The 18,230-nt window shown below is 39.9% G+C and carries 19 protein-coding genes and 1 tRNA gene; 15 read left to right on the top strand and 5 right to left on the bottom strand.

All coding sequences use genetic code 11. The features are described from left to right. Positions 1–21: 21 nt before the first annotated feature. Positions 22–1,428 carry a dihydrolipoyl dehydrogenase gene (gene lpdA, locus HPE63_RS03385; RefSeq protein WP_188312811.1) on the bottom strand — a complete coding sequence of 469 codons (1,407 nt, stop codon included), beginning with the start codon at positions 1,426–1,428 and terminating at the stop codon, positions 22–24. Between the two features lie 47 nt (positions 1,429–1,475). Further along, entirely contained in the window at positions 1,476–1,934 is a 459-nt protein-coding gene (locus HPE63_RS03390) for an Lrp/AsnC family transcriptional regulator (protein WP_188312812.1), read from the bottom strand. A gap of 155 nt (positions 1,935–2,089) precedes the next feature. On the opposite strand from HPE63_RS03390, the gene HPE63_RS03395 reads away from it, so the two are divergent. The 11 genes from HPE63_RS03395 to ribB all read left to right on the top strand — a co-directional run bounded on the left by HPE63_RS03395 (position 2,090) and on the right by ribB (position 13,268). Then, positions 2,090–3,310 carry an aminotransferase class I/II-fold pyridoxal phosphate-dependent enzyme gene (locus tag HPE63_RS03395; protein WP_188312813.1) on the top strand — a complete coding sequence of 407 codons (1,221 nt, stop codon included), beginning with the start codon at positions 2,090–2,092 and terminating at the stop codon, positions 3,308–3,310. A gap of 71 nt (positions 3,311–3,381) precedes the next feature. Further along, positions 3,382–4,881, top strand: coding sequence for a Na+/H+ antiporter NhaC (gene nhaC / locus HPE63_RS03400; RefSeq protein ID WP_188312814.1), 1,500 nt, complete (start codon positions 3,382–3,384; stop codon positions 4,879–4,881). Positions 4,882–5,112: 231 nt separating this feature from the next. Then, positions 5,113–5,757, top strand: a complete 645-nt coding sequence (locus tag HPE63_RS03405) for a peroxiredoxin (RefSeq protein ID WP_188312815.1) — start codon at positions 5,113–5,115, stop codon at positions 5,755–5,757. 83 nt (positions 5,758–5,840) lie between these two features. Further along, positions 5,841–6,155, top strand: coding sequence for a thioredoxin family protein (locus tag HPE63_RS03410; protein WP_188312816.1), 315 nt, complete (start codon positions 5,841–5,843; stop codon positions 6,153–6,155). Continuing rightward, positions 6,136–6,393 (top strand): DUF6952 family protein, encoded by a 258-nt coding sequence (locus tag HPE63_RS03415; protein WP_188312817.1) that lies wholly within the window; start codon positions 6,136–6,138, stop codon positions 6,391–6,393. Before HPE63_RS03410 ends, HPE63_RS03415 begins: the two co-directional genes overlap by 20 nt. 119 nt (positions 6,394–6,512) lie before the next feature. Next, positions 6,513–7,019 (top strand): thiol peroxidase, encoded by a 507-nt coding sequence (gene tpx, locus HPE63_RS03420; protein ID WP_188312818.1) that lies wholly within the window; start codon positions 6,513–6,515, stop codon positions 7,017–7,019. Continuing rightward, positions 7,012–7,377, top strand: a complete 366-nt coding sequence (locus HPE63_RS03425) for a diacylglycerol kinase (RefSeq protein WP_188312819.1) — start codon at positions 7,012–7,014, stop codon at positions 7,375–7,377. The genes tpx and HPE63_RS03425 overlap by 8 nt, the downstream gene beginning before the upstream one ends. Positions 7,378–7,440: 63 nt before the next feature. After that, positions 7,441–9,810: an FtsK/SpoIIIE family DNA translocase gene (locus tag HPE63_RS03430; RefSeq protein WP_188312820.1), complete on the top strand. Its 2,370-nt coding sequence runs from the start codon at positions 7,441–7,443 to the stop codon at positions 9,808–9,810. A gap of 6 nt (positions 9,811–9,816) precedes the next feature. After that, on the top strand, positions 9,817–10,461 hold the full coding sequence (locus HPE63_RS03435; RefSeq protein ID WP_188312821.1) for a LolA family protein: 645 nt from the start codon (positions 9,817–9,819) through the stop codon (positions 10,459–10,461). Positions 10,462–10,680: 219 nt separating this feature from the next. Beyond that, positions 10,681–12,132, top strand: coding sequence for an LptF/LptG family permease (locus HPE63_RS03440; protein ID WP_394355014.1), 1,452 nt, complete (start codon positions 10,681–10,683; stop codon positions 12,130–12,132). Then, a complete protein-coding gene (gene ribB / locus HPE63_RS03445; protein ID WP_188312823.1) occupies positions 12,129–13,268 on the top strand; it encodes a 3,4-dihydroxy-2-butanone-4-phosphate synthase in 1,140 nt (379 codons plus the stop codon). Before HPE63_RS03440 ends, ribB begins: the two co-directional genes overlap by 4 nt. On the opposite strand, the gene HPE63_RS03450 is transcribed toward ribB, so the two are convergent. Genes HPE63_RS03450 through HPE63_RS03460 form a run of 3 tightly spaced genes read right to left on the bottom strand, consistent with a single transcriptional unit; the run spans position 13,265 to position 15,904 of the window. Beyond that, positions 13,265–14,464 (bottom strand): DegT/DnrJ/EryC1/StrS family aminotransferase, encoded by a 1,200-nt coding sequence (locus HPE63_RS03450; RefSeq protein ID WP_188312824.1) that lies wholly within the window; start codon positions 14,462–14,464, stop codon positions 13,265–13,267. The genes ribB and HPE63_RS03450 overlap by 4 nt on opposite strands. A 22-nt stretch (positions 14,465–14,486) precedes the next feature. Next, positions 14,487–15,125 carry an NAD(P)H-dependent oxidoreductase gene (locus tag HPE63_RS03455; RefSeq protein WP_188312825.1) on the bottom strand — a complete coding sequence of 213 codons (639 nt, stop codon included), beginning with the start codon at positions 15,123–15,125 and terminating at the stop codon, positions 14,487–14,489. A gap of 20 nt (positions 15,126–15,145) precedes the next feature. Continuing rightward, a complete protein-coding gene (locus HPE63_RS03460; RefSeq protein ID WP_188312826.1) occupies positions 15,146–15,904 on the bottom strand; it encodes a sulfite exporter TauE/SafE family protein in 759 nt (252 codons plus the stop codon). A 168-nt stretch (positions 15,905–16,072) separates the two neighbouring features. Between HPE63_RS03460 and HPE63_RS03465 the strand changes: the two genes are divergently transcribed. From HPE63_RS03465 to HPE63_RS03480, 4 genes are all read left to right on the top strand, one after another. Next, a tRNA-Ser gene (locus tag HPE63_RS03465) sits at positions 16,073–16,157 on the top strand. 422 nt (positions 16,158–16,579) lie between these two features. Next, positions 16,580–16,744 (top strand): Lacal_2735 family protein, encoded by a 165-nt coding sequence (locus HPE63_RS03470; protein WP_188312827.1) that lies wholly within the window; start codon positions 16,580–16,582, stop codon positions 16,742–16,744. Between the two features lie 27 nt (positions 16,745–16,771). Beyond that, positions 16,772–17,062, top strand: a complete 291-nt coding sequence (locus tag HPE63_RS03475; protein ID WP_188312828.1) for a TIGR03643 family protein — start codon at positions 16,772–16,774, stop codon at positions 17,060–17,062. Between the two features lie 6 nt (positions 17,063–17,068). Beyond that, the gene (locus tag HPE63_RS03480) at positions 17,069–18,196 is read left to right on the top strand and encodes an FAD-binding domain-containing protein (protein WP_317172894.1); all 1,128 of its coding nucleotides are present in this window, start codon (positions 17,069–17,071) and stop codon (positions 18,194–18,196) included. Positions 18,197–18,230: the final 34 nt, after the last annotated feature.

Raw genomic sequence — 18,230 nt, forward strand, 5'->3', positions numbered from 1 at the left:
AATGATTGGTCCCGCAACTTCTTAAATATGCAATGCCCTATCGGCTGTTGCTGCAAGGGCAGCCTCTTTAACGGCTTCTGAATAGGTTGGATGTGCATGGCTCATTCTGGCAATATCCTCAGCAGATGCCCGAAACTCCATGGCTGTCACAGCCTCACTGATCAAATCGGCACAACGCGCACCGATCATATGAACACCCAGAACCTCATCTGTTGCCGTATCGGCAAGTATTTTTACAAATCCGTCAACATCCATGCTAGCCCGGGAACGTCCTAAGGCCCGCATAGGGAATTGGCCTACCTTGTATGATATACCGGCTTCCTTTAATTCTTCTTCTGTCTTTCCTACGGCAGCAACTTCTGGCCAAGTATACACCACTCCCGGGATAAGGTTATAGTCGATATGTGGTTTTTGACCCGCAATCAATTCAGCGACCATGGTACCTTCTTCCTCGGCTTTGTGGGCCAACATGGCACCACGGACAACATCCCCAATGGCATAAATGTTAGGTATGTTGGTCTGTAAGTGGTCATTAACTATAACTCTGCCCCTATCGTCTAACTTCACTCCGGCAGCATCAGCCTTCAAACCATCGGTATAAGGTCGACGCCCGACAGAAACCAAACAATAATCACCTGTAAAAGTAACTTCATCCCCTTTTTTATCATCTGCCTTTACAATTACCTCATCCCCTTTTCGCTGTACGGATTTCACCTTATGGGAAAGATAAAATTTCACCTTTTGTTTTTTCATCGACTTCATCAGTTCTTTCGACAAACCAGCATCCATGGTAGGAATGATCCTATCCATATATTCAACTACGGAGACCTCAGCCCCGAGGCGTTTATACACCTGTCCCAACTCCAAACCGATAACCCCGCCACCAATTACGATCATGTGTTTTGGAATCTCATTGAGTTTCAAGGCTTCGGTAGAGGTGATAACACGTTCCTTATCCAACGTAATAAAGGGCAAGGATGAAGGTTTTGATCCTGTGGCGATTATCGTATTTTTCGCCTTTATTGTTTCGGTACTCCCATCGGTTTTGGCAATGTCAAGGTGCGTGGCATCCTTAAAACTACCGACCCCCTCATATACATCGATCTTGTTTTTATCCATCAAAAACTGAATACCTTTAGTGGTCATATCGACTACGCCTTGCTTTCTGGCAATCATTTTACCCAGGTTGACCTTGATTTCACCTGGAATTTCAATGCCATGCTCTTCGAAATGCTTTACGGCATCCTCATAATGGTGAGAGGAATCCAACAATGCTTTTGAAGGAATACACCCGACATTCAAGCAAGTACCTCCCAAAGTGCTATATTTTTCAATAATCGCCGTTTTCATTCCAAGTTGGGCGCAACGAATGGCGGCAACATATCCGCCAGGACCGGAACCTATAACGGCCACATCATATTCAGTCATACTATTTCAAGATTTTAGTGTCGAACAAAATTAGTACTATTTTCGCATTAAAGTGTAATTCGGGTCGTATGCTTTACTTCATTGATCACGAAGGAACTTTGCGTACTGCCAATATGGTTCAATGCCGTAAGTTTTGTAACCATAAAATCTCGATAGGCCTCCATATCCCGAACGTATATTTTTAGAATATAGTCATAATCCCCGCTAGTATGGTAACATTCCACCACTTCTTGCAACCCTTGTACCTCTTTTTCAAATTGCAGCACATAGGCTTTGGTATGCTGCACTAATTTTACATGGCAGAGCACCACAAAGGCCCTATCGATCTTTTTTTTATCGACCAAAGCGACATATTTTCTTATGATGCCGGTTTTCTCCAATCGCTTGATCCGTTCATAAACCGCCGTTACGGACAGATTTAAATGGTGGGCATATTCCTTTGTTGTCTTTTTACTGTCCTCTTGCAATAAACCAAGAAGTTTACTGTCGATTTCGTCAAATTTCATTTGGAATAATTTTCATTTAAACGGGAACTTGGGTACAATATATAATTAATTAATCTAATATTATGGCATACCTTAGATATATTATCTAAGTATTTGAATTTATGTTGAATATAAAACAATTTAACCTTATTTTTAAGGTATAAAATCTAATTATTATGGAAAATAAAGCATCCGATAATTTACAAGACTTACAATACTTTGGGGAATATGGTGGTGTCAATCCATCGATTTCAGATTCATCGACCTACACATTTTTGTCCGCAAAAACAATGTTCGACACCTTTGAGGGTAATACGGAAGGCTGTTATTTATATACCCGACATTCCTCTCCTTCCAATCTATATCTAGGAGAGGCCCTAGCAGCTTTGGAGGGTACCGAAACGGCCAATGTTACGGCTAGTGGAATGGGTGCCATCACGGCGGTTATTATGCAGTTGTGCAATGCAGGCGACCATATAGTAAGCAGCAGGACCATTTATGGTGGAACATATGCTTTCATGAAGAATTTCTTGAAAAAATTCAATGTCAAAACCTCTTTCGTTGATATCACCAATATCAAAGCTATTGAAGAAGCCATTACGCCAAATACTAAAATGATCTACTGTGAATCGGTGAGCAATCCCCTTCTCGAAATTGCCGATATTAAAACTTTATCGGTTTTGGCAAAAAAACATGGTATACCTTTGGTGGTTGACAACACGTTCTCCCCGCTTACTGTTTCCCCTGCAAAACTTGGGGCGGAAATCGTAATACATAGTCTAACAAAATTCATCAATGGCACAAGTGATTGTGTTGCCGGTGTGGTTTGTGGAACCAAGGAATTTTGCCTTGCCCTTAAAGATGTACACGATGGGGCTGGAATGCTATTAGGCAGCACTTTGGACAGTCTTAGGGCCGCATCAATCCTTAAAAATATGCGAACACTTCATATTCGAATGAAAAAACATAGCGAAAATGCCCACTATTTGGCTGAGAACTTTGAAAAAGAGGGACTTAAAGTGGTCTACCCTGGACTAAAATCACATAAAGGCCATGAAAAACTAAAAAGTTTTATGAACCCTGAGTTTGGATTTGGGGGACTAATGACCATAAATGTCGGATCTTTAGATAAAGCAAATGCCCTTATGGAACTCATGCAAAAGAAAAAATTAGGGTATTTGGCAGTTAGTCTTGGTTTTTATAAGACCCTTTTCAGTGCTCCGGGAACATCCACTTCTTCAGAAATTCCGCTGGAAGAACAAAAAGAAATGGGATTATCCGATGGATTGGTGCGATTTTCAGTTGGCTTAGACAATGATATTCACAGAACCTTCAGGATGATGAGGGCATGTATGGAAGAACTACATATTCTTAACCCTAAAACTTCAATGGTTTAAAGCACTTTTATTCCTGGGTTTGCAGAACAGATGGCAAAATCGTAATATTACGACCTACCAAAATAAAGCCAATGCCAAAAAACGAACCCCATGAATATAGACAGGACGAGCATATAGTTGATAATAAAGAACTGAACATCTGGGAGGCGCTAATCCCCGTTATTGCTTTAGTTGGGATGCTTGCTTATAATGTATATGTCTTCGGGGATGAAGCGGTAGGTGGATCCAATCAATTTATTCTTCTACTCGGTGGCGCGGTTGCCGCCATAGTAGGTTTTTTCAATAAAGTCACCTACAAACGTATGTTGGCCGAAGTGGCCGAAAATATAAAATCAACAACTGGAGCTTTACTTATTCTTCTTATGGTAGGCGCCTTGGCAGGAACCTGGTTGGTAAGTGGCATTATCCCAGCAATGATCTATTATGGTCTCCAAATCCTGAATCCAACTATATTTTTAGCAGCCTGTGTGATAATTTGTGCCATCATTTCGTTGGCAACAGGCAGTAGCTGGACCACAGCCGCAACTGTTGGTATTGCCTTGATCGGTATTGGTGAGGCGTTGGGCATTTCTATGGGCATGACGGCTGGAGCTGTACTTTCAGGGGCTTATTTCGGTGATAAAATGTCCCCCTTAAGTGATACCACGAACTTGGCACCAGCAATGGCCGGAGGTGAACTTTTTGACCATATTAAATACATGTCGATTACTACAGTGCCGACCATTCTACTAACCTTAGTTGTTTTTATCATTTTAGGGTTTGTAATTGACCCAACGGGTTCGGCGGATACGGCTTCAATATTAGAATCAATAGATTCTACCTTCAATATCAATGGTTGGTTATTCATTGTACCCGCAGCCGTTATTTACTTGATTATAAAGAAAACACCCCCCTTGGCCGCACTACTGATCGGAACCTTATTAGGCGCGGTATTCGCATTGATATTTCAACCTGAAATCGTTGCCAGCCTCACAAACACCAAAGAACTGACTTTTGAATCGGGTTATAAAGGCATTTTAAGGGCCATTACCATTAAAACAAGTATCGCCACGGACAACGAGGCTTTAAACGATTTATTTACGGGTAAGGGCATGGAAGGAATGCTCAGCACTATTTGGCTTATACTTTGTGCTATGGTTTTCGGGGGTGTCATGGATGGTATCGGTGCACTCTCACGAATCACGAAATCACTTTTAAGTATGGCTAAAACCACATTTGGGTTATTCGCGAGTACGGTAGGCAGTTGTCTTGCCTTGAATGTAACTGCTTCTGACCAATATCTTGCTATTGTGGTCCCCGGAAAAATGTTTTCTAAAGCCTATGCAGATCGGGGCTTAGCACCTGAAAATTTGAGCCGAACGCTTGAAGATTCCGGTACGGTTACTTCCGTACTGATTCCATGGAACACCTGCGGGGCCTATCATAGTAGTGTTTTAGGTGTAGGAGTCGGGGAGTATTTTATTTACGCCATATTCAATTGGCTAAGTCCGATAATGACTTTAATTTTTGCGGCTTTCCAAATCAAGATTAAGCACTTGAAGAAAAGGCATGGCAACCGAACAAAACAATAATCAAATTATCAATTAGGAAATCCGCAAATTACACAATGTAATTTTGTCAGTTAGACAATTCTAACCGTGTTTACATTTCGTGTTTTTAACAAATCGTCCTTTTTTGCCTAGGCATTTACATTCGTTATACACCCATCGATTTTATTAATTGACAACTGTAGTTTTGGGCTTGCTGTAATGTAATTTTGCCATTCAATTAATAATCTTTAAAAATTTAAAATTAGATACTATATGGCAATTGTAGGGAAAAAATTTCCAAACCTAGAAGTAAATGCAATGAATGAAATGGGTGATACTTTCAAACTGAACGTGTTGGAAGAAGCGCAAAAAAACAGTAAGAAAATAGTGCTTTTTTGGTACCCAAAAGATTTCACCTTTGTCTGTCCGACCGAACTTCTTGCCTTTCAGGCTTCCTTAAAAGAATTCGAAAACAGGAATACTATGGTCATTGGTGCTTCTTGTGATACCGCTGAAGTACATTTCGCATGGTTGAATACCCCAAAGAATCATGGAGGAATTGAAGGGGTAACTTATCCCCTATTGGCCGATAGCAACCGAAACCTTGCGTCGACTTTGGGCATCTTGGATATTACCAACGAAAAGTATAATGAGGAAACGGGAGTGGTAACTGTCGATGGTGACAATGTAACCTATCGTGCTACCTATTTAATAGATGAAGAAGGCACAGTCTTCCATGAAGGCATCAACCATATGCCATTGGGTAGGAATGTAAATGAATATTTACGATTGATAGATGCTTATACCCATGTTCAACAAAAAGGTGAAGTATGCCCTGCGAACTGGGAAGAAGGCAAGGAAGCAATGACAGCTGACAGAAATGGTGTTTCCGAATATTTGGCCACACATTCAAACTAACCTCAAAATCAAATATTGGGGTAATAGACTATTTTAAGTCTATTACCTTGATTTATCTTTTATTTCATTTTAAATATACGTATATGCTATTGGAATTGGAAAATGATAATTTGAACGAAATTATCGCTGCAAATAAAAACGTCGTTGTACAGTACTCCGCTACTTGGTGTGGCAATTGCCGTATCATGAAACCGAAATTCAAAAAGGAATCCACTGAAAATGAAAAGGTAACCTTTGTTTTGGCAGACGCCGAAAAATTTCCGGAATCAAGAAAATTGGCCAAGGTCGATAACCTTCCGACTTTTGCCACTTTCGTGAATGGGGAGTTTAAAAATCAAGTTCAGACCAATAAATATGATGTTTTAAAGGAGTTGATATATGAAGTTACCAGTAATTAAACATTTGACAAGTTTTATAGAGGACAATGATGAGGATTATATCATCGAGACCTTGGAAACCCTTGAGTCACTTACCGAGGTTCCATCATTAAAAGATGAGGAACTCGATGTTATTGGGGAGCTCATATCCAATATGTACGGGGCTCTAGAGGTAAATAAGGCGATAAAGGCAGGTGAAGACAAAAAGGATGCCTTGAACGGGTTTATGCAACGTGTTGTAGGGTCTATTGATTCTTAAGAAGATTATATAGGTAGAATAAAAGTCCATGCTTCAAACGTATGGACTTTTTTATTTAATATTCATTCCAAATCAGGTTTATATTTTTTATTTTCACACTTCATTTAAAATAATATATTATGGCTACTGTAACACTAAAAGGAAACAAAATACATACCCTAGGCAACTTGCCTACCATTGGGAGCGCTGCGCCGGATTTTAAATTGACCATGACCGACCTATCCACTCGTTCATTATCAGAATATCAGGGGAGAAAATTAGTGCTCAATATTTTTCCTAGCATCGATACGGGAACATGTGCCGCTTCGGTCCGTCAATTCAATCAAGAGGCTGCAGAGTTAGAAAATACTATCGTGCTATGCATCTCGAAAGATCTTCCTTTTGCACAAACCCGCTTTTGTGGTGCCGAAGGTATTGAAAATGTGGTGATGTTGTCCGATTATAAGGATGGTGGATTTGGCAAGGCTTACAAGGTAGCGTTTACCGATGGTCCCCTGGAAGGTTTGCTGTCCAGATCCGTGGTGGTAGTCAATGAAAAAGGAAAGGTCGTTTATACTGAGCAGGTTCCCGAAACTGTTGACGAACCTAACTATAAAGCCGCCTTAGAAGCATTGATGGATGCCTAAGGAATCTTTTCTTCAAAATAGAATCCGTGGTGTAGGTTTTGCCTTAAAAGGGGCACTGCTCTTGATAAAAACCGAGGCAAGTATAAAAGCCCAGGTGTTTATTGCCATGGTGGCCACCGCAGCCGGGTTCTATTTTGATATTACCACAACAGAATGGATGTTTCAAATATTTGCGATTGGCCTAGTTCTAGGTGTTGAAGGGTTGAATACGGCCATTGAAAAACTTGCTGATTTCGTTCACCCGGACTTTGATGCCAAAATTGGGTTTATCAAGGATATTTCTGCCGGAGCCGTAATGTTGGTCTCCATTACCGCCTGTATTGTCGGATTGATCATCTATATACCAAAAATCTTTTAAAGAACATCCTGGCTTTGGCTTAGGTTGTAAATTTGTATTTTTGCCCCAAGAATTAATCTATTAATGGCAAGAAAAGGTAAAAAGGCAAAGCCCAAGACCCCAAAAAAGGGCTTATCCTTAAAATTATCAAAGCAAAATAAAATTATACTGGGAAGCCTTTTAATGCTTTTCAGCATTGCTTTGTTCTTCTCATTCGTCTCTTTCTATTTTACATGGCAAGATGACCAAAGTCTTCTGACCGAATTTGCCAACCGCAACGAACAGGCCAAGAATTTACTGAATAAATTTGGCGCCAGTGTAAGTCATTTCTTTATGTACAAGGGATTTGGACTGGCCTCATTGATCTTTCCTTTTCTACTGGCTTATACGGGACTTTATATGTTCCTTAATCTAAAAAAGGAAGGGTTGCTTAACAAATGGATCTGGGGGTTGATCTTTGTCATTTGGATATCGATCACCTTAGGTTTCTTTGCCATTGACAAGCCTTTGTTAGGGGGACTTGTGGGTTATGAAATGAATGATTTTTTACAGGATTATGCGGGTAGTATCGGGGTTCTGTTGCTTTTGGTCTTCGGTTTAATCTTTATTTTAGTTCGCCTTTTTCATTTTACGCCTGAAGATTTCATCAATTATTTCAAGGCCAAAAAAGAATCCTTGGCCTCAGAGTTCAAAGGCAGGGTGAACGATGTGGACAAGTCCTTTGAATTCGAAAAAGAGGATGTGGCTCCGGTCATCATCGATACCTATACCCATAAAAAGGATATCCCTCCCCTTGAAAAAGAAAAAGCTTCGGATGATTTTGAGGTCAATGTACCCAAGGAAGAACCTATCGAAGAGGACGTAGTAGCCATGGAGGTCGAGAAAATTGTTGAAGAACAGGAGGAAGCGGATAATATCGCCGATAAATTGGTTGATGATTTTGGGGAATTCGACCCTACGTTGGAACTTGGAAATTATAAATTCCCGACTATCGATCTGTTAGATCAACATGGTACTTCTGGCGGAATTACCATTAATCAGGAAGAGCTTGAGGAAAATAAGAATAAGATTGTAGAAACCCTCAAGAACTATAAAATCGGTATCGCGCAAATAAAGGCGACCATAGGACCCACGGTTACCCTATACGAAATTGTCCCTGATGCTGGTATCCGAATTTCCAAAATAAAGAATCTTGAAGATGATATCGCTTTATCCCTGGCGGCCTTGGGAATCCGTATCATTGCCCCTATCCCCGGGAAAGGTACCATTGGTATTGAAGTGCCCAACAAGAAACCCACCGTAGTTTCCATGCGCTCCGTAATTGCATCAAGTAAGTTTCAAAAGGCGGAGATGCAATTGCCCATAGCATTCGGTAAGACCATTAGCAATGAAACTTTTGTGGTAGATCTGGCAAAAATGCCCCACTTGCTTATGGCAGGGGCCACAGGTCAAGGTAAATCGGTCGGCTTGAATGCAGTCATCACATCCCTACTTTACAAAAAACATCCTGCGGAGGTCAAATTCATTCTGGTAGATCCGAAAAAAGTGGAACTTACCCTTTATAATAAAATCGAAAGGCACTTCTTGGCCAAACTTCCGGATTCGGAGGAAGCCATAATAACGGACAATACGAAGGTTATCAACACCCTAAATTCTTTGTGTATCGAAATGGACAATCGGTATGAATTATTGAAATTGGCCATGGTACGAAACATCAAGGAGTACAATGTTAAGTTCAAGGCCCGTAAATTGAATCCGCATGACGGGCATAAATTTTTACCCTATATTGTATTGATAATCGATGAATTTGCCGATTTGATCATGACCGCCGGTAAAGAGGTTGAAACCCCGATTGCGCGATTGGCACAATTGGCACGAGCTATTGGAATCCATTTGATTATTGCGACCCAAAGGCCATCGGTTAATGTAATCACGGGTATTATTAAAGCGAATTTCCCGGCACGTATTGCCTTTAGGGTTACCTCTAAAATCGATTCTAGGACCATTTTGGATGCCCAAGGAGCAGATCAGTTAATAGGCCGTGGGGATATGTTGTTTACACAAGGCAATGAAGTTACGCGTTTGCAATGTGCTTTCGTCGACACCCCAGAGGTAGAAAAAATCACTGCATATATAGGCGCACAGAGAGCTTATCCCCAAGCCCATGAACTCCCAGAATATGTGGGCGAGGATTCTGGCACAAGTATTGATTATGAAATAAGTGAAAGGGACACTATGTTTCGGGAAGCAGCCGAGGTCATTGTTATTGCTCAACAAGGGTCGGCCTCCTTATTACAACGAAAATTAAAACTGGGCTATAACCGTGCGGGGCGTATCATTGACCAATTGGAAGCTGCAGGTATAGTAGGCCCTTTCGAGGGAAGCAAGGCCAGACAAGTATTGGTTTCCGATATGATGGCACTAGATCAATTATTGAATAACGAGTCAAATTAAACTTTAATGAAAAAGATAGTATTAATCGCGGTTACGTTTATGATTGTAAGTGTTGCAAATGCCCAAAATTCAGAAAAAGCAAAAGCGCTTTTGGATGAGGTGTACAATAAGGTGCAAGGGTATGACAACATTTTTGTGGACTTTAAATACGTGCTGATAAATAATGAAGCAGGTATCAACGACGAAACAAGGGGTGATGTTACCATGCAAGGGGACAAATACCTTGCTAATTTCTTTGGGGCCCATCAGTTATATGATGGCAAAAAAGTATACACTATCGTTCCTGAAAATGAAGAAGTGACCATTGAGGATAAGTCCGAGGATGAAAACACCGTGACCCCATCAAAAATGCTGACATTTTATAAAGAGGGACATACCTATTCATGGGATATTCTACAAAACGTTCAAGGTAGAAAAATACAGTTCATAAAATTGACCCCAATCGATACGAATACCGAAATCAAATCAATTTTATTGGGAATCGATGCTGAAACCAAACATATTTATAAGGTGATCGAAACAGGAAAAAATGGAACCATAACGACAATTACTGTTAATTCTTTTAAAACAAACCAACCATTATCTAAAACCTTATTTACATTTGATGAGAGCAAATACAAGGATGAGGGGTACTATATCATAAGAAATTAATGTGGTTGAGCACATAGTAACATCATGACTTAGACCAGTGTCCTGGTAGAAAATCATAGATGTCCCAGTTCCAGAACCATTTAATAACCATAGGGCAGAATAAATCATATGAAAACTACTTTAGGTTTTTATTAAATTAATGCTACTACATTGAGAATACTAGACCAGTATATTTTATCGAGATTCCTATTTAACTTTTTTAGCTCGTTTGTCATATTGATGTTCATCTTTATATTCCAAACGATTTGGCTTTTTATAGATGATTTGGCAGGCAAGGGACTTGATATTATTATTATTGGCAAATTTCTTTTTTACCTTATGCCCAATCTAACGGAAAAGGTATTACCCTTAACTGTTTTACTCTCTTCAATCCTCACTTTTGGTACCCTAGCGGAAAATTATGAATTTGCCGCAATGAAGGCCTCGGGCATTTCATTACAAAGGGCCATGTTGAGCTTAATCGTTTTTATTGTCTTTTTGGGAGGTGTTACTTTCTATTTTGCCAATAGTGTTATTCCTGCCTCGGAACAGAAAATCTATAACCTGCGACGAAACATTGCCAAAGTAAAGCCTGCAGTTGCAATTGTTGAAGGGGTTTTCAGCGATTTTGAAGGTGCCGACATGAATATTAAAGTCGATAAAAAATATGGTGAAAATGATCGTTTTCTTGAAAATGTAACGATTCACTTAAAATCAAAGACTAAGGTGAACTCTACGGTTATCAAGGCGAAAACAGGGGAACTAAAAAGCAGTGAATCTTCCGATATATTACAGTTGGTACTGTACGATGGCCATTATTATAGAGATTTGGAAAAGAGCAGCACCCAGGCCAAAAACAACTATCCCTTTGCAAAGTCGAATTTTGAAACCTACACCATGAATATCGACCTTTCGGAATTCAATAATGTGGACATGGATGAAGAAAGGGATACTGAAACAGAAAAAATGAAAAATGTGGCCCGCCTTACCAAGGACATAGATTCCTTAAAAAAGGACAACCTAAGAATTGTTGGGGCCTTTTCAAAGAACATTCAGAGCAGAGTGGGAGCGTTTATTGAATTACCTGTCAAAGATTCCACTAAGGTCACTTTAAACGAGGATATGCAGGAAAAATATGCAACTACGGTTACAACACCCAGAGATACCGTAAGACCTGACAGTATTAAAACCGTACAAAATATAGTAGATCTTTATCAAGATTGGCAAAAAATACAGATAGCGGCCTCTGCCAAGACCAATGCTTCTAATTTATTGACCTCTGTTCAAGGTAAAAAGAACGAACTAAACAAAAGGTACGAAATCTTCAACAGGCACATTTTAGCATTGCATAAAAAATTTGCCTTGGCACTCTCCTGTGTTATCCTGTTTTTTGTTGGTGCACCTTTGGGTGCCATAATTCGTAAAGGAGGTATTGGGCTGCCTATGGTCATTGCCATAATTTTATTCCTAACCTATTATTTTATTGGCGTGTTTGCCGATAACTATGCAAAAAAGAACGTAATCCATCCTATAATCGGGGCATGGTTATCTACCATGATAATGTTACCTTTGAGCATTGTACTAACAAAAAGGGCAACAGCGGATCGCGGCTTGATGAACCTAGATGGTTTCGTTGAATTTTTTCAAAAAATATTCAAAAAGAAAGAAAACGATTCAATTACGACGTTATGATCAAAATGGAAAAAAAGATACAACTACATACGATAGAGGAAGCGATTGAAGCCATTCGCAAGGGTGAGGTGATAATTGTCGTTGATGATGAAAATCGTGAAAATGAAGGGGATTTCATTGCTGCTGCCGAAATGGTAACCCCTGGAATGATCAATTTTATGGCCAAACATGGCCGCGGCTTAATCTGTGCGCCATTGACCGAAGACCGATGTAAGGAATTGAAACTCGATATGATGGTACAGAACAATACCGTTCTACATCAAACCCAATTCACGGTATCGGTAGATTTAATAGGTCAAGGTTGTACTACTGGAATTTCGGTCCACGACCGTTCCAAAACCATTCTGTCCCTTGTTGATGAAAATACTAAACCCCATGATTTGGGACGACCAGGACATATATTTCCTCTAAAAGCTAAAAATGGCGGCGTATTGCGAAGAACTGGCCATACTGAAGCGGCCATAGATCTCGCAAGGCTGGCTGGCCTTAATCCAGCAGGTATTCTTGTTGAAATATTGAATGAGGATGGTAGTATGGCCCGACTTCCACAATTAATCGAAGTGGCCCATAAGTTTGATTTGAAGATCATTTCCATCGAGGATTTAGTGGCCTACCGAATGGATCATGATAGCCTTATTGAGAAAAAAGAGGATTTTGAAATTACAACCCGTTTTGGCAAATTCAGATTACATGCCTATCAACAAACCACAAATAAACAAGTACATATTGCTTTGACCAAGGGGAATTGGAATGTGGATGAACCGATCTTGACGCGAATCAGTGCGTCTATGGTAAACAATGACATTCTGTGTACACTGACGGACAACCCGGATCAAAGGCTCCAGGAAATATTCAATGCCATTAATAAGGAAGAAAAAGGTGCTTATGTTTTTATAAACCAGGAATCCCAATCGCTTAATCTTTTAAAACGGTTGACCGAACTTAAAACATTGCAATCAGAGGGTAAGTTCAATGCACCAAAAATTGAAATGGACAAACGTGATTTCGGCATCGGAGCACAAATTCTTCACAATCTGAATATATCCAAAATCAGACTTTTGACCAATTCCATGCAGACTAAGCGGGTAGGTATCGTAGGATACGGTTTGGAAATTGTGGATTATGTTAATTATTAGGACGTTATACCCTCGCTGATTACAGTCGCCATTTTTGCTGCGCGCTCCTGTACTTCAGCTTTTGTCCAACTTAGCTTAATCAAACAGGAAATATTACGACTGATCCAATAATCCGATTTTGAGAAATCGGTCTTAGAGTAATCAGGCAATTGATTTTTTACTTCTTGTGGCAAATTGCCCAAGGATTTCATTTGGTTCAAATGCTGCCATTTTCGATAATAGTGCCAATTGTTATCATACCAATAAAAGCAACCATCTACACCCGCCTCTGTCAATGCTTTTTGAACGGCTTTGGCCCTTTTCCCATCGGGTAGAAAAAAACTTAAAAAGGAATAATTTTCTATGCCCCCCTCAGGTACTTTTCGAAAACGAAGACCTTCAATGGACTCCAAGGCAGTCCTAAGAATTGAATAATTTCGTTTTTGAATCTTTAGGAATTCATCAAGTCTTCTAATTTGGGCCAGTCCTATGGCGGCATTCAGTTCTGAAATACGAAAATTATATCCTAAAAATGGATGTCCTTCCGCTCCCCTATCCTTCCCAATATGGTCATGACCGTGATCGGAATAATGGTTCGCATTTTTATAATACCTTTCATTATTTGTTATCAGCGCCCCGCCCTCACCACAAGTAATGGTCTTTACATAATCGAAGGAAAAACAGCCCAAATCCCCATAGCTACCAAGAGGTTTGCCCTTATAACTGCCCCCTATAGCCTGACAGGCATCTTCCAATAACAGTAACCCATGCTTATCGCAGATTTTTTGTAATTGGTCCAAGTTGGCCATTGAACCGCACATATGAACCGGCATTATCACTTTGGTTTTTGTAGAAATCGCTCTCTCCACAGCTTTTGGATCCAGGGTCAGGGAATCATCGATATCAACCAAAATTGGAATGGCCCCTAACGCCAAAACCGCTTCAAAACTGGCAACAAACGTGAATGTAGGTAGAATAACTTCGTCCCCTGCCCCGACCCCGGCACTCGCCATAGCAACAGTCAAAGCTGCCGTTCCACTACTTACCACGTGGGCGTATTTGCTTTGCATACTATGCATTAGGGCAGCCTCTAATTCCTTTGCTTTCCAATGGCCGTTGCGCATACCTTCAAAACCATAGCGCATTAAAACTCCGGAATCCAGTACATCTTGAATTTCTTTTTTTTCTTGTTCCCCAAAAAGTTCAAATCCTGGCATGTAGTCTCATTTTAAGAATTCACTAAAAGATCTCTATTATACTTTCTTCAACATTCTTTCTCACTTTTTCCATTTTCGAGAACGGGTCGTTTTTGGCCCTATACCCTACTGGCAAAACTAAAACGGAGGTCAGGCCCTTTTCTTGAAGGCCTAGGAGTTTATCATATTCCTCGGGCAAGAACCCTTCCATAGGACAGGAATCTATTTCTTCCAAAGCACAATATGACAATAGATTTCCCATGGCCAAATAGGCTTGGTTGGTACACCATGTTCTTATTTCATCCATTTCCTTTTTTGAAAAACTCTCGACCAAAGCTTCCTTAAACGGTTTTAAAAGGCTATCACTGGTACCCCGAACACTTTTAACCAGACTAAAATATTGGTCGATAAAGGCTTTGTCGATATTATTCTCTATACAAATAACCAATACATGGGACGCATTCTCTACCTGCCGCTGACCAAATGAACAGGAAACCATTTTCTTTTGTAAATCCTTATTTTGAACCACGACCATTTTTATAGGTTGTAGACCATAAGAGGTGGCCGTAAGATTAAAGGCATGTTTCAATCCTTCAATCTTATCTTTGGATAACATCTTTTCTGAATCGAATTTCTTAACGGCATATCGCCATTTTAAATGTTCAATACTCTTTTTTACCATCAATTGTACTTTTATAATTCCTAAATATCAAAAAACCATAGTTTTACTGCCATAATAACGACCATGACCACTAAGAAAGTCTTAATAAAACCATCCCCTTTTTTTACCGAAACCCTGCTTGCCAACCAAGCACCTATTCCATTGCCAATAGCCAATATCAATCCCACTTTCCAATCTACCTTGTCATTCAAAATGAATACTACCAATGCGGAAAGGGTATAGATAAAAACGACAGCCACTTTGGTGGCATTGGCACGGACCAAAGTCATTTGGGTCACATAATGCAAGAAAAGGATCATTATAAACCCTAGTCCGGCATTTATAAAGCCTCCATATATACCAAAAAAGAAAAATGCGATAACACTTATCCAAAGATACTTCCCAGTAGTACGTTCTTGAAGGGCCTCTAAACGTATTTTGGGTTTAAAAACAATAATAAGCACTACCAGGATCATAACTATAGCCAAAATCTTGTTAAAGGTTTCCCCTTTGATATCAACCGCTATATAGGCCCCTATAATCGCCCCAAATAAGGCCGTAATCCCCAGATATAGGTTAAATGGAAATGTAGATACTTGCTTGCTTTTGAAACCGGCCGTGGCCAATGCTGTTTGGAAGACTATGGCTACCCTATTGGTTCCGTTTGCCACACTAGGTGGAAGTCCCAAAAAAATCAATACTGGCAAGGATAATAACGATCCGCCCCCGGCAACTGTGTTGATAAAACCAACGGCAAAACCCACAGCGATCAAGAGTACATAATGGTACCATTCTTCCATTCGACAAAAATAGCTTCTTGAAAAGAATAATATAGACTTTGACCTAAAATAATAATGAACTTTCCCTTTTTGGAATAGAAAAAGGTTTCTATATTTGCACCCGCCTACGCAACCTTAACGTTGCTTCGACGGGTAAGCCCGGCGAAATCCTAAAAGGATGTATCGATTGGAGAAATGGCAGAGTGGTCGAATGCGGCAGTCTTGAAAACTGTTGAGGGTCACACCTCCGGGGGTTCGAATCCCTCTTTCTCCGCAAAAGGAAAACCATAACGGGAGTTATGGTTTTTTTGTTTTTATGGAAAAACGGAATTTATTCCTGTTTTGGAATGAAAATAAAAAAAACCCTGCTATTTTAGGCAGGGTTTGGTTTTCTATGCTTGGCTAGGATTGTCTTCAGGGTTAAACGTAGTTAATCCCTCTTTCTCCGCAAAAGGAAACCCATAACTCTCGTTATGGATTATTTGTTCTCTGAAACAACGAATGCATTGGCAATAAAATGCTACTTAGATTTTCTTATTTCCCAGTTTTCGAACTATACTGTGATACCAACCAAGCTAGAAATCTAAATTTAGGGGGTTAAATGTTATATTTTGTTTAATATTAAGTATTATTAGTTAAACAATATCTATCTTTAACTATTATTTACATTTAACCTCTAATTCAATTAAAAAAGATATGTTCGGACTATTCAAAAAAAAATCAGAAAAGGAAAAACTACAGGAAAAGTATGGGAAGCTATTGAAAGAAGCACATAGCTTGTCAACCACCAACAGGAAATTAAGCGATGCTAAAGTATTTGAGGCTGAGGAAGTCATGAAAAAAATAGAAGCCTTGGCTTAATTGAGAACCATTGGCTAACACCTACTTATGGCCTTGCATAAAAAATCGTTTACCGAAAGGGAACTAGACCGCATCATCGAAATGGCCTGGGAAGACAGGACACCTTTTGAGGCCATACGCTTTCAATTTGGCCTACCTGAAAAGGAAGTAATCGGACTAATGAGGCGCTACCTTCAGCCAAAAAGTTTTAAACGTTGGCGAAAACGTGTAAATAGTGGTGTGAGCCAAAAACATTTAAAGAAAAGACATCCAGTTATTACCCGCTTCAAATGCTCAAGACAGAGGGCCATATCCGGAAATAAAATAAGTAAACGATAAATACCTGTGCTATTTAAAGATGAAATAACAATATTTCCCACTTCCTATAAGGAGATTTTGCAACGGCTTAACACAATTGACCCCTTGAAGTACGGGGCAACCAGAAACTTTATAGATGGTGCGGTCACTTACTTGTCTCCCTATATTTCCAGGGGTGTTATCTCTACCAAATTTGTCCTCACTGAGGTTTTAAGGCGGGGATATCGGCCCGAACAAATAGAAAAGTTCATCCAGGAATTGGCATGGCGGGACTATTGGCAACAAATTTGGATTGCCAAAGGTGATGCCATCAATCATGATTTAAAACAACCGCAAAAGCCTGTTACGAATAATGCCCTATCCAAAGCCATCATTGATGGTCAGACTGGTATTAAAGCCATAGATAAAGCCATTGCCCATTTTTACCATACGGGATATCTACATAACCATGTGCGCATGTACATTGCCTCCCTTGCCTGTAATGCGGCACAAAGTCATTGGAAACTTCCTGCCCAATGGATGTATTACCATCTTTTGGATGGCGATTGGGCCAGTAATGCTTTGAGCTGGCAATGGGTTGCAGGCACCAACAGCAATAAAAAATACATCGCCAATCAAGATAATATCAACAAATATTGCCATACGAAACAGCAAGGCACTTTTTTAGATGTAAGTTATTCAACGCTACAGGAAATGCCAGTGCCTAAGGTGTTAGATGATTTGGTAAAGCCCGAATTAAAAACACCTTTGCCGGAAGCAGTGCCCATTCAAGTTGATATCTCCCAACCTACGTGTATTTATAATTTCTATAATCTCGACCCACTTTGGAAGAAGGATACAAAAGCCAATCGGATTTTATTGCTGGAACCATCCCATTTTAAGCAGTATCCCATTTCTAAAATGAGTGTTGATTTTATGCTTTCGCTCACTAAAAACATAGCGCATATGCAAGTTTATGTAGGGGAATTCCAGGAGTTGGTAGATAGGTATAAGTTAAAGGATATTCATTACAAAGAACATCCGCTCAACACCCATTATCAGGGTACGCAAGAACCACGGGATTGGATGTTTACGGTAAAAGGTTATTATCCTTCATTCTTCTCCTATTGGAAAAAATGCAAGAAAGAAATGCTGACCATAAGAACAGAACCATAATACGTATCAAGTTGTTCAGGGCTCTGGAAAATCA

The sequence above is a fragment of the Maribacter arenosus genome (assembly GCF_014610845.1).
Classification (GTDB): Bacteria; Bacteroidota; Bacteroidia; order Flavobacteriales; family Flavobacteriaceae; genus Maribacter_A; species Maribacter_A arenosus.

Coding starts and splice junctions, on each gene's coding strand:
- HPE63_RS03440 (WP_394355014.1), top strand. CDS start 10,681: ATGTTCATCTTTATATTCCAAACGATTTGGCTTTTTATAGATGATTTG.
- HPE63_RS03390 (WP_188312812.1), bottom strand. CDS start 1,934: ATGAAATTTGACGAAATCGACAGTAAACTTCTTGGTTTATTGCAAGAG.
- lpdA (WP_188312811.1), bottom strand. CDS start 1,428: ATGACTGAATATGATGTGGCCGTTATAGGTTCCGGTCCTGGCGGATAT.
- HPE63_RS03470 (WP_188312827.1), top strand. CDS start 16,580: ATGTTCGGACTATTCAAAAAAAAATCAGAAAAGGAAAAACTACAGGAA.
- HPE63_RS03450 (WP_188312824.1), bottom strand. CDS start 14,464: ATGCCAGGATTTGAACTTTTTGGGGAACAAGAAAAAAAAGAAATTCAA.
- HPE63_RS03425 (WP_188312819.1), top strand. CDS start 7,012: ATGCCTAAGGAATCTTTTCTTCAAAATAGAATCCGTGGTGTAGGTTTT.
- HPE63_RS03415 (WP_188312817.1), top strand. CDS start 6,136: ATGAAGTTACCAGTAATTAAACATTTGACAAGTTTTATAGAGGACAAT.
- HPE63_RS03395 (WP_188312813.1), top strand. CDS start 2,090: ATGGAAAATAAAGCATCCGATAATTTACAAGACTTACAATACTTTGGG.
- HPE63_RS03435 (WP_188312821.1), top strand. CDS start 9,817: ATGAAAAAGATAGTATTAATCGCGGTTACGTTTATGATTGTAAGTGTT.
- HPE63_RS03430 (WP_188312820.1), top strand. CDS start 7,441: ATGGCAAGAAAAGGTAAAAAGGCAAAGCCCAAGACCCCAAAAAAGGGC.
- HPE63_RS03475 (WP_188312828.1), top strand. CDS start 16,772: ATGGCCTTGCATAAAAAATCGTTTACCGAAAGGGAACTAGACCGCATC.
- nhaC (WP_188312814.1), top strand. CDS start 3,382: ATGCCAAAAAACGAACCCCATGAATATAGACAGGACGAGCATATAGTT.
- HPE63_RS03460 (WP_188312826.1), bottom strand. CDS start 15,904: ATGGAAGAATGGTACCATTATGTACTCTTGATCGCTGTGGGTTTTGCC.
- ribB (WP_188312823.1), top strand. CDS start 12,129: ATGATCAAAATGGAAAAAAAGATACAACTACATACGATAGAGGAAGCG.
- HPE63_RS03405 (WP_188312815.1), top strand. CDS start 5,113: ATGGCAATTGTAGGGAAAAAATTTCCAAACCTAGAAGTAAATGCAATG.
- HPE63_RS03410 (WP_188312816.1), top strand. CDS start 5,841: ATGCTATTGGAATTGGAAAATGATAATTTGAACGAAATTATCGCTGCA.
- HPE63_RS03455 (WP_188312825.1), bottom strand. CDS start 15,125: ATGGTAAAAAAGAGTATTGAACATTTAAAATGGCGATATGCCGTTAAG.
- tpx (WP_188312818.1), top strand. CDS start 6,513: ATGGCTACTGTAACACTAAAAGGAAACAAAATACATACCCTAGGCAAC.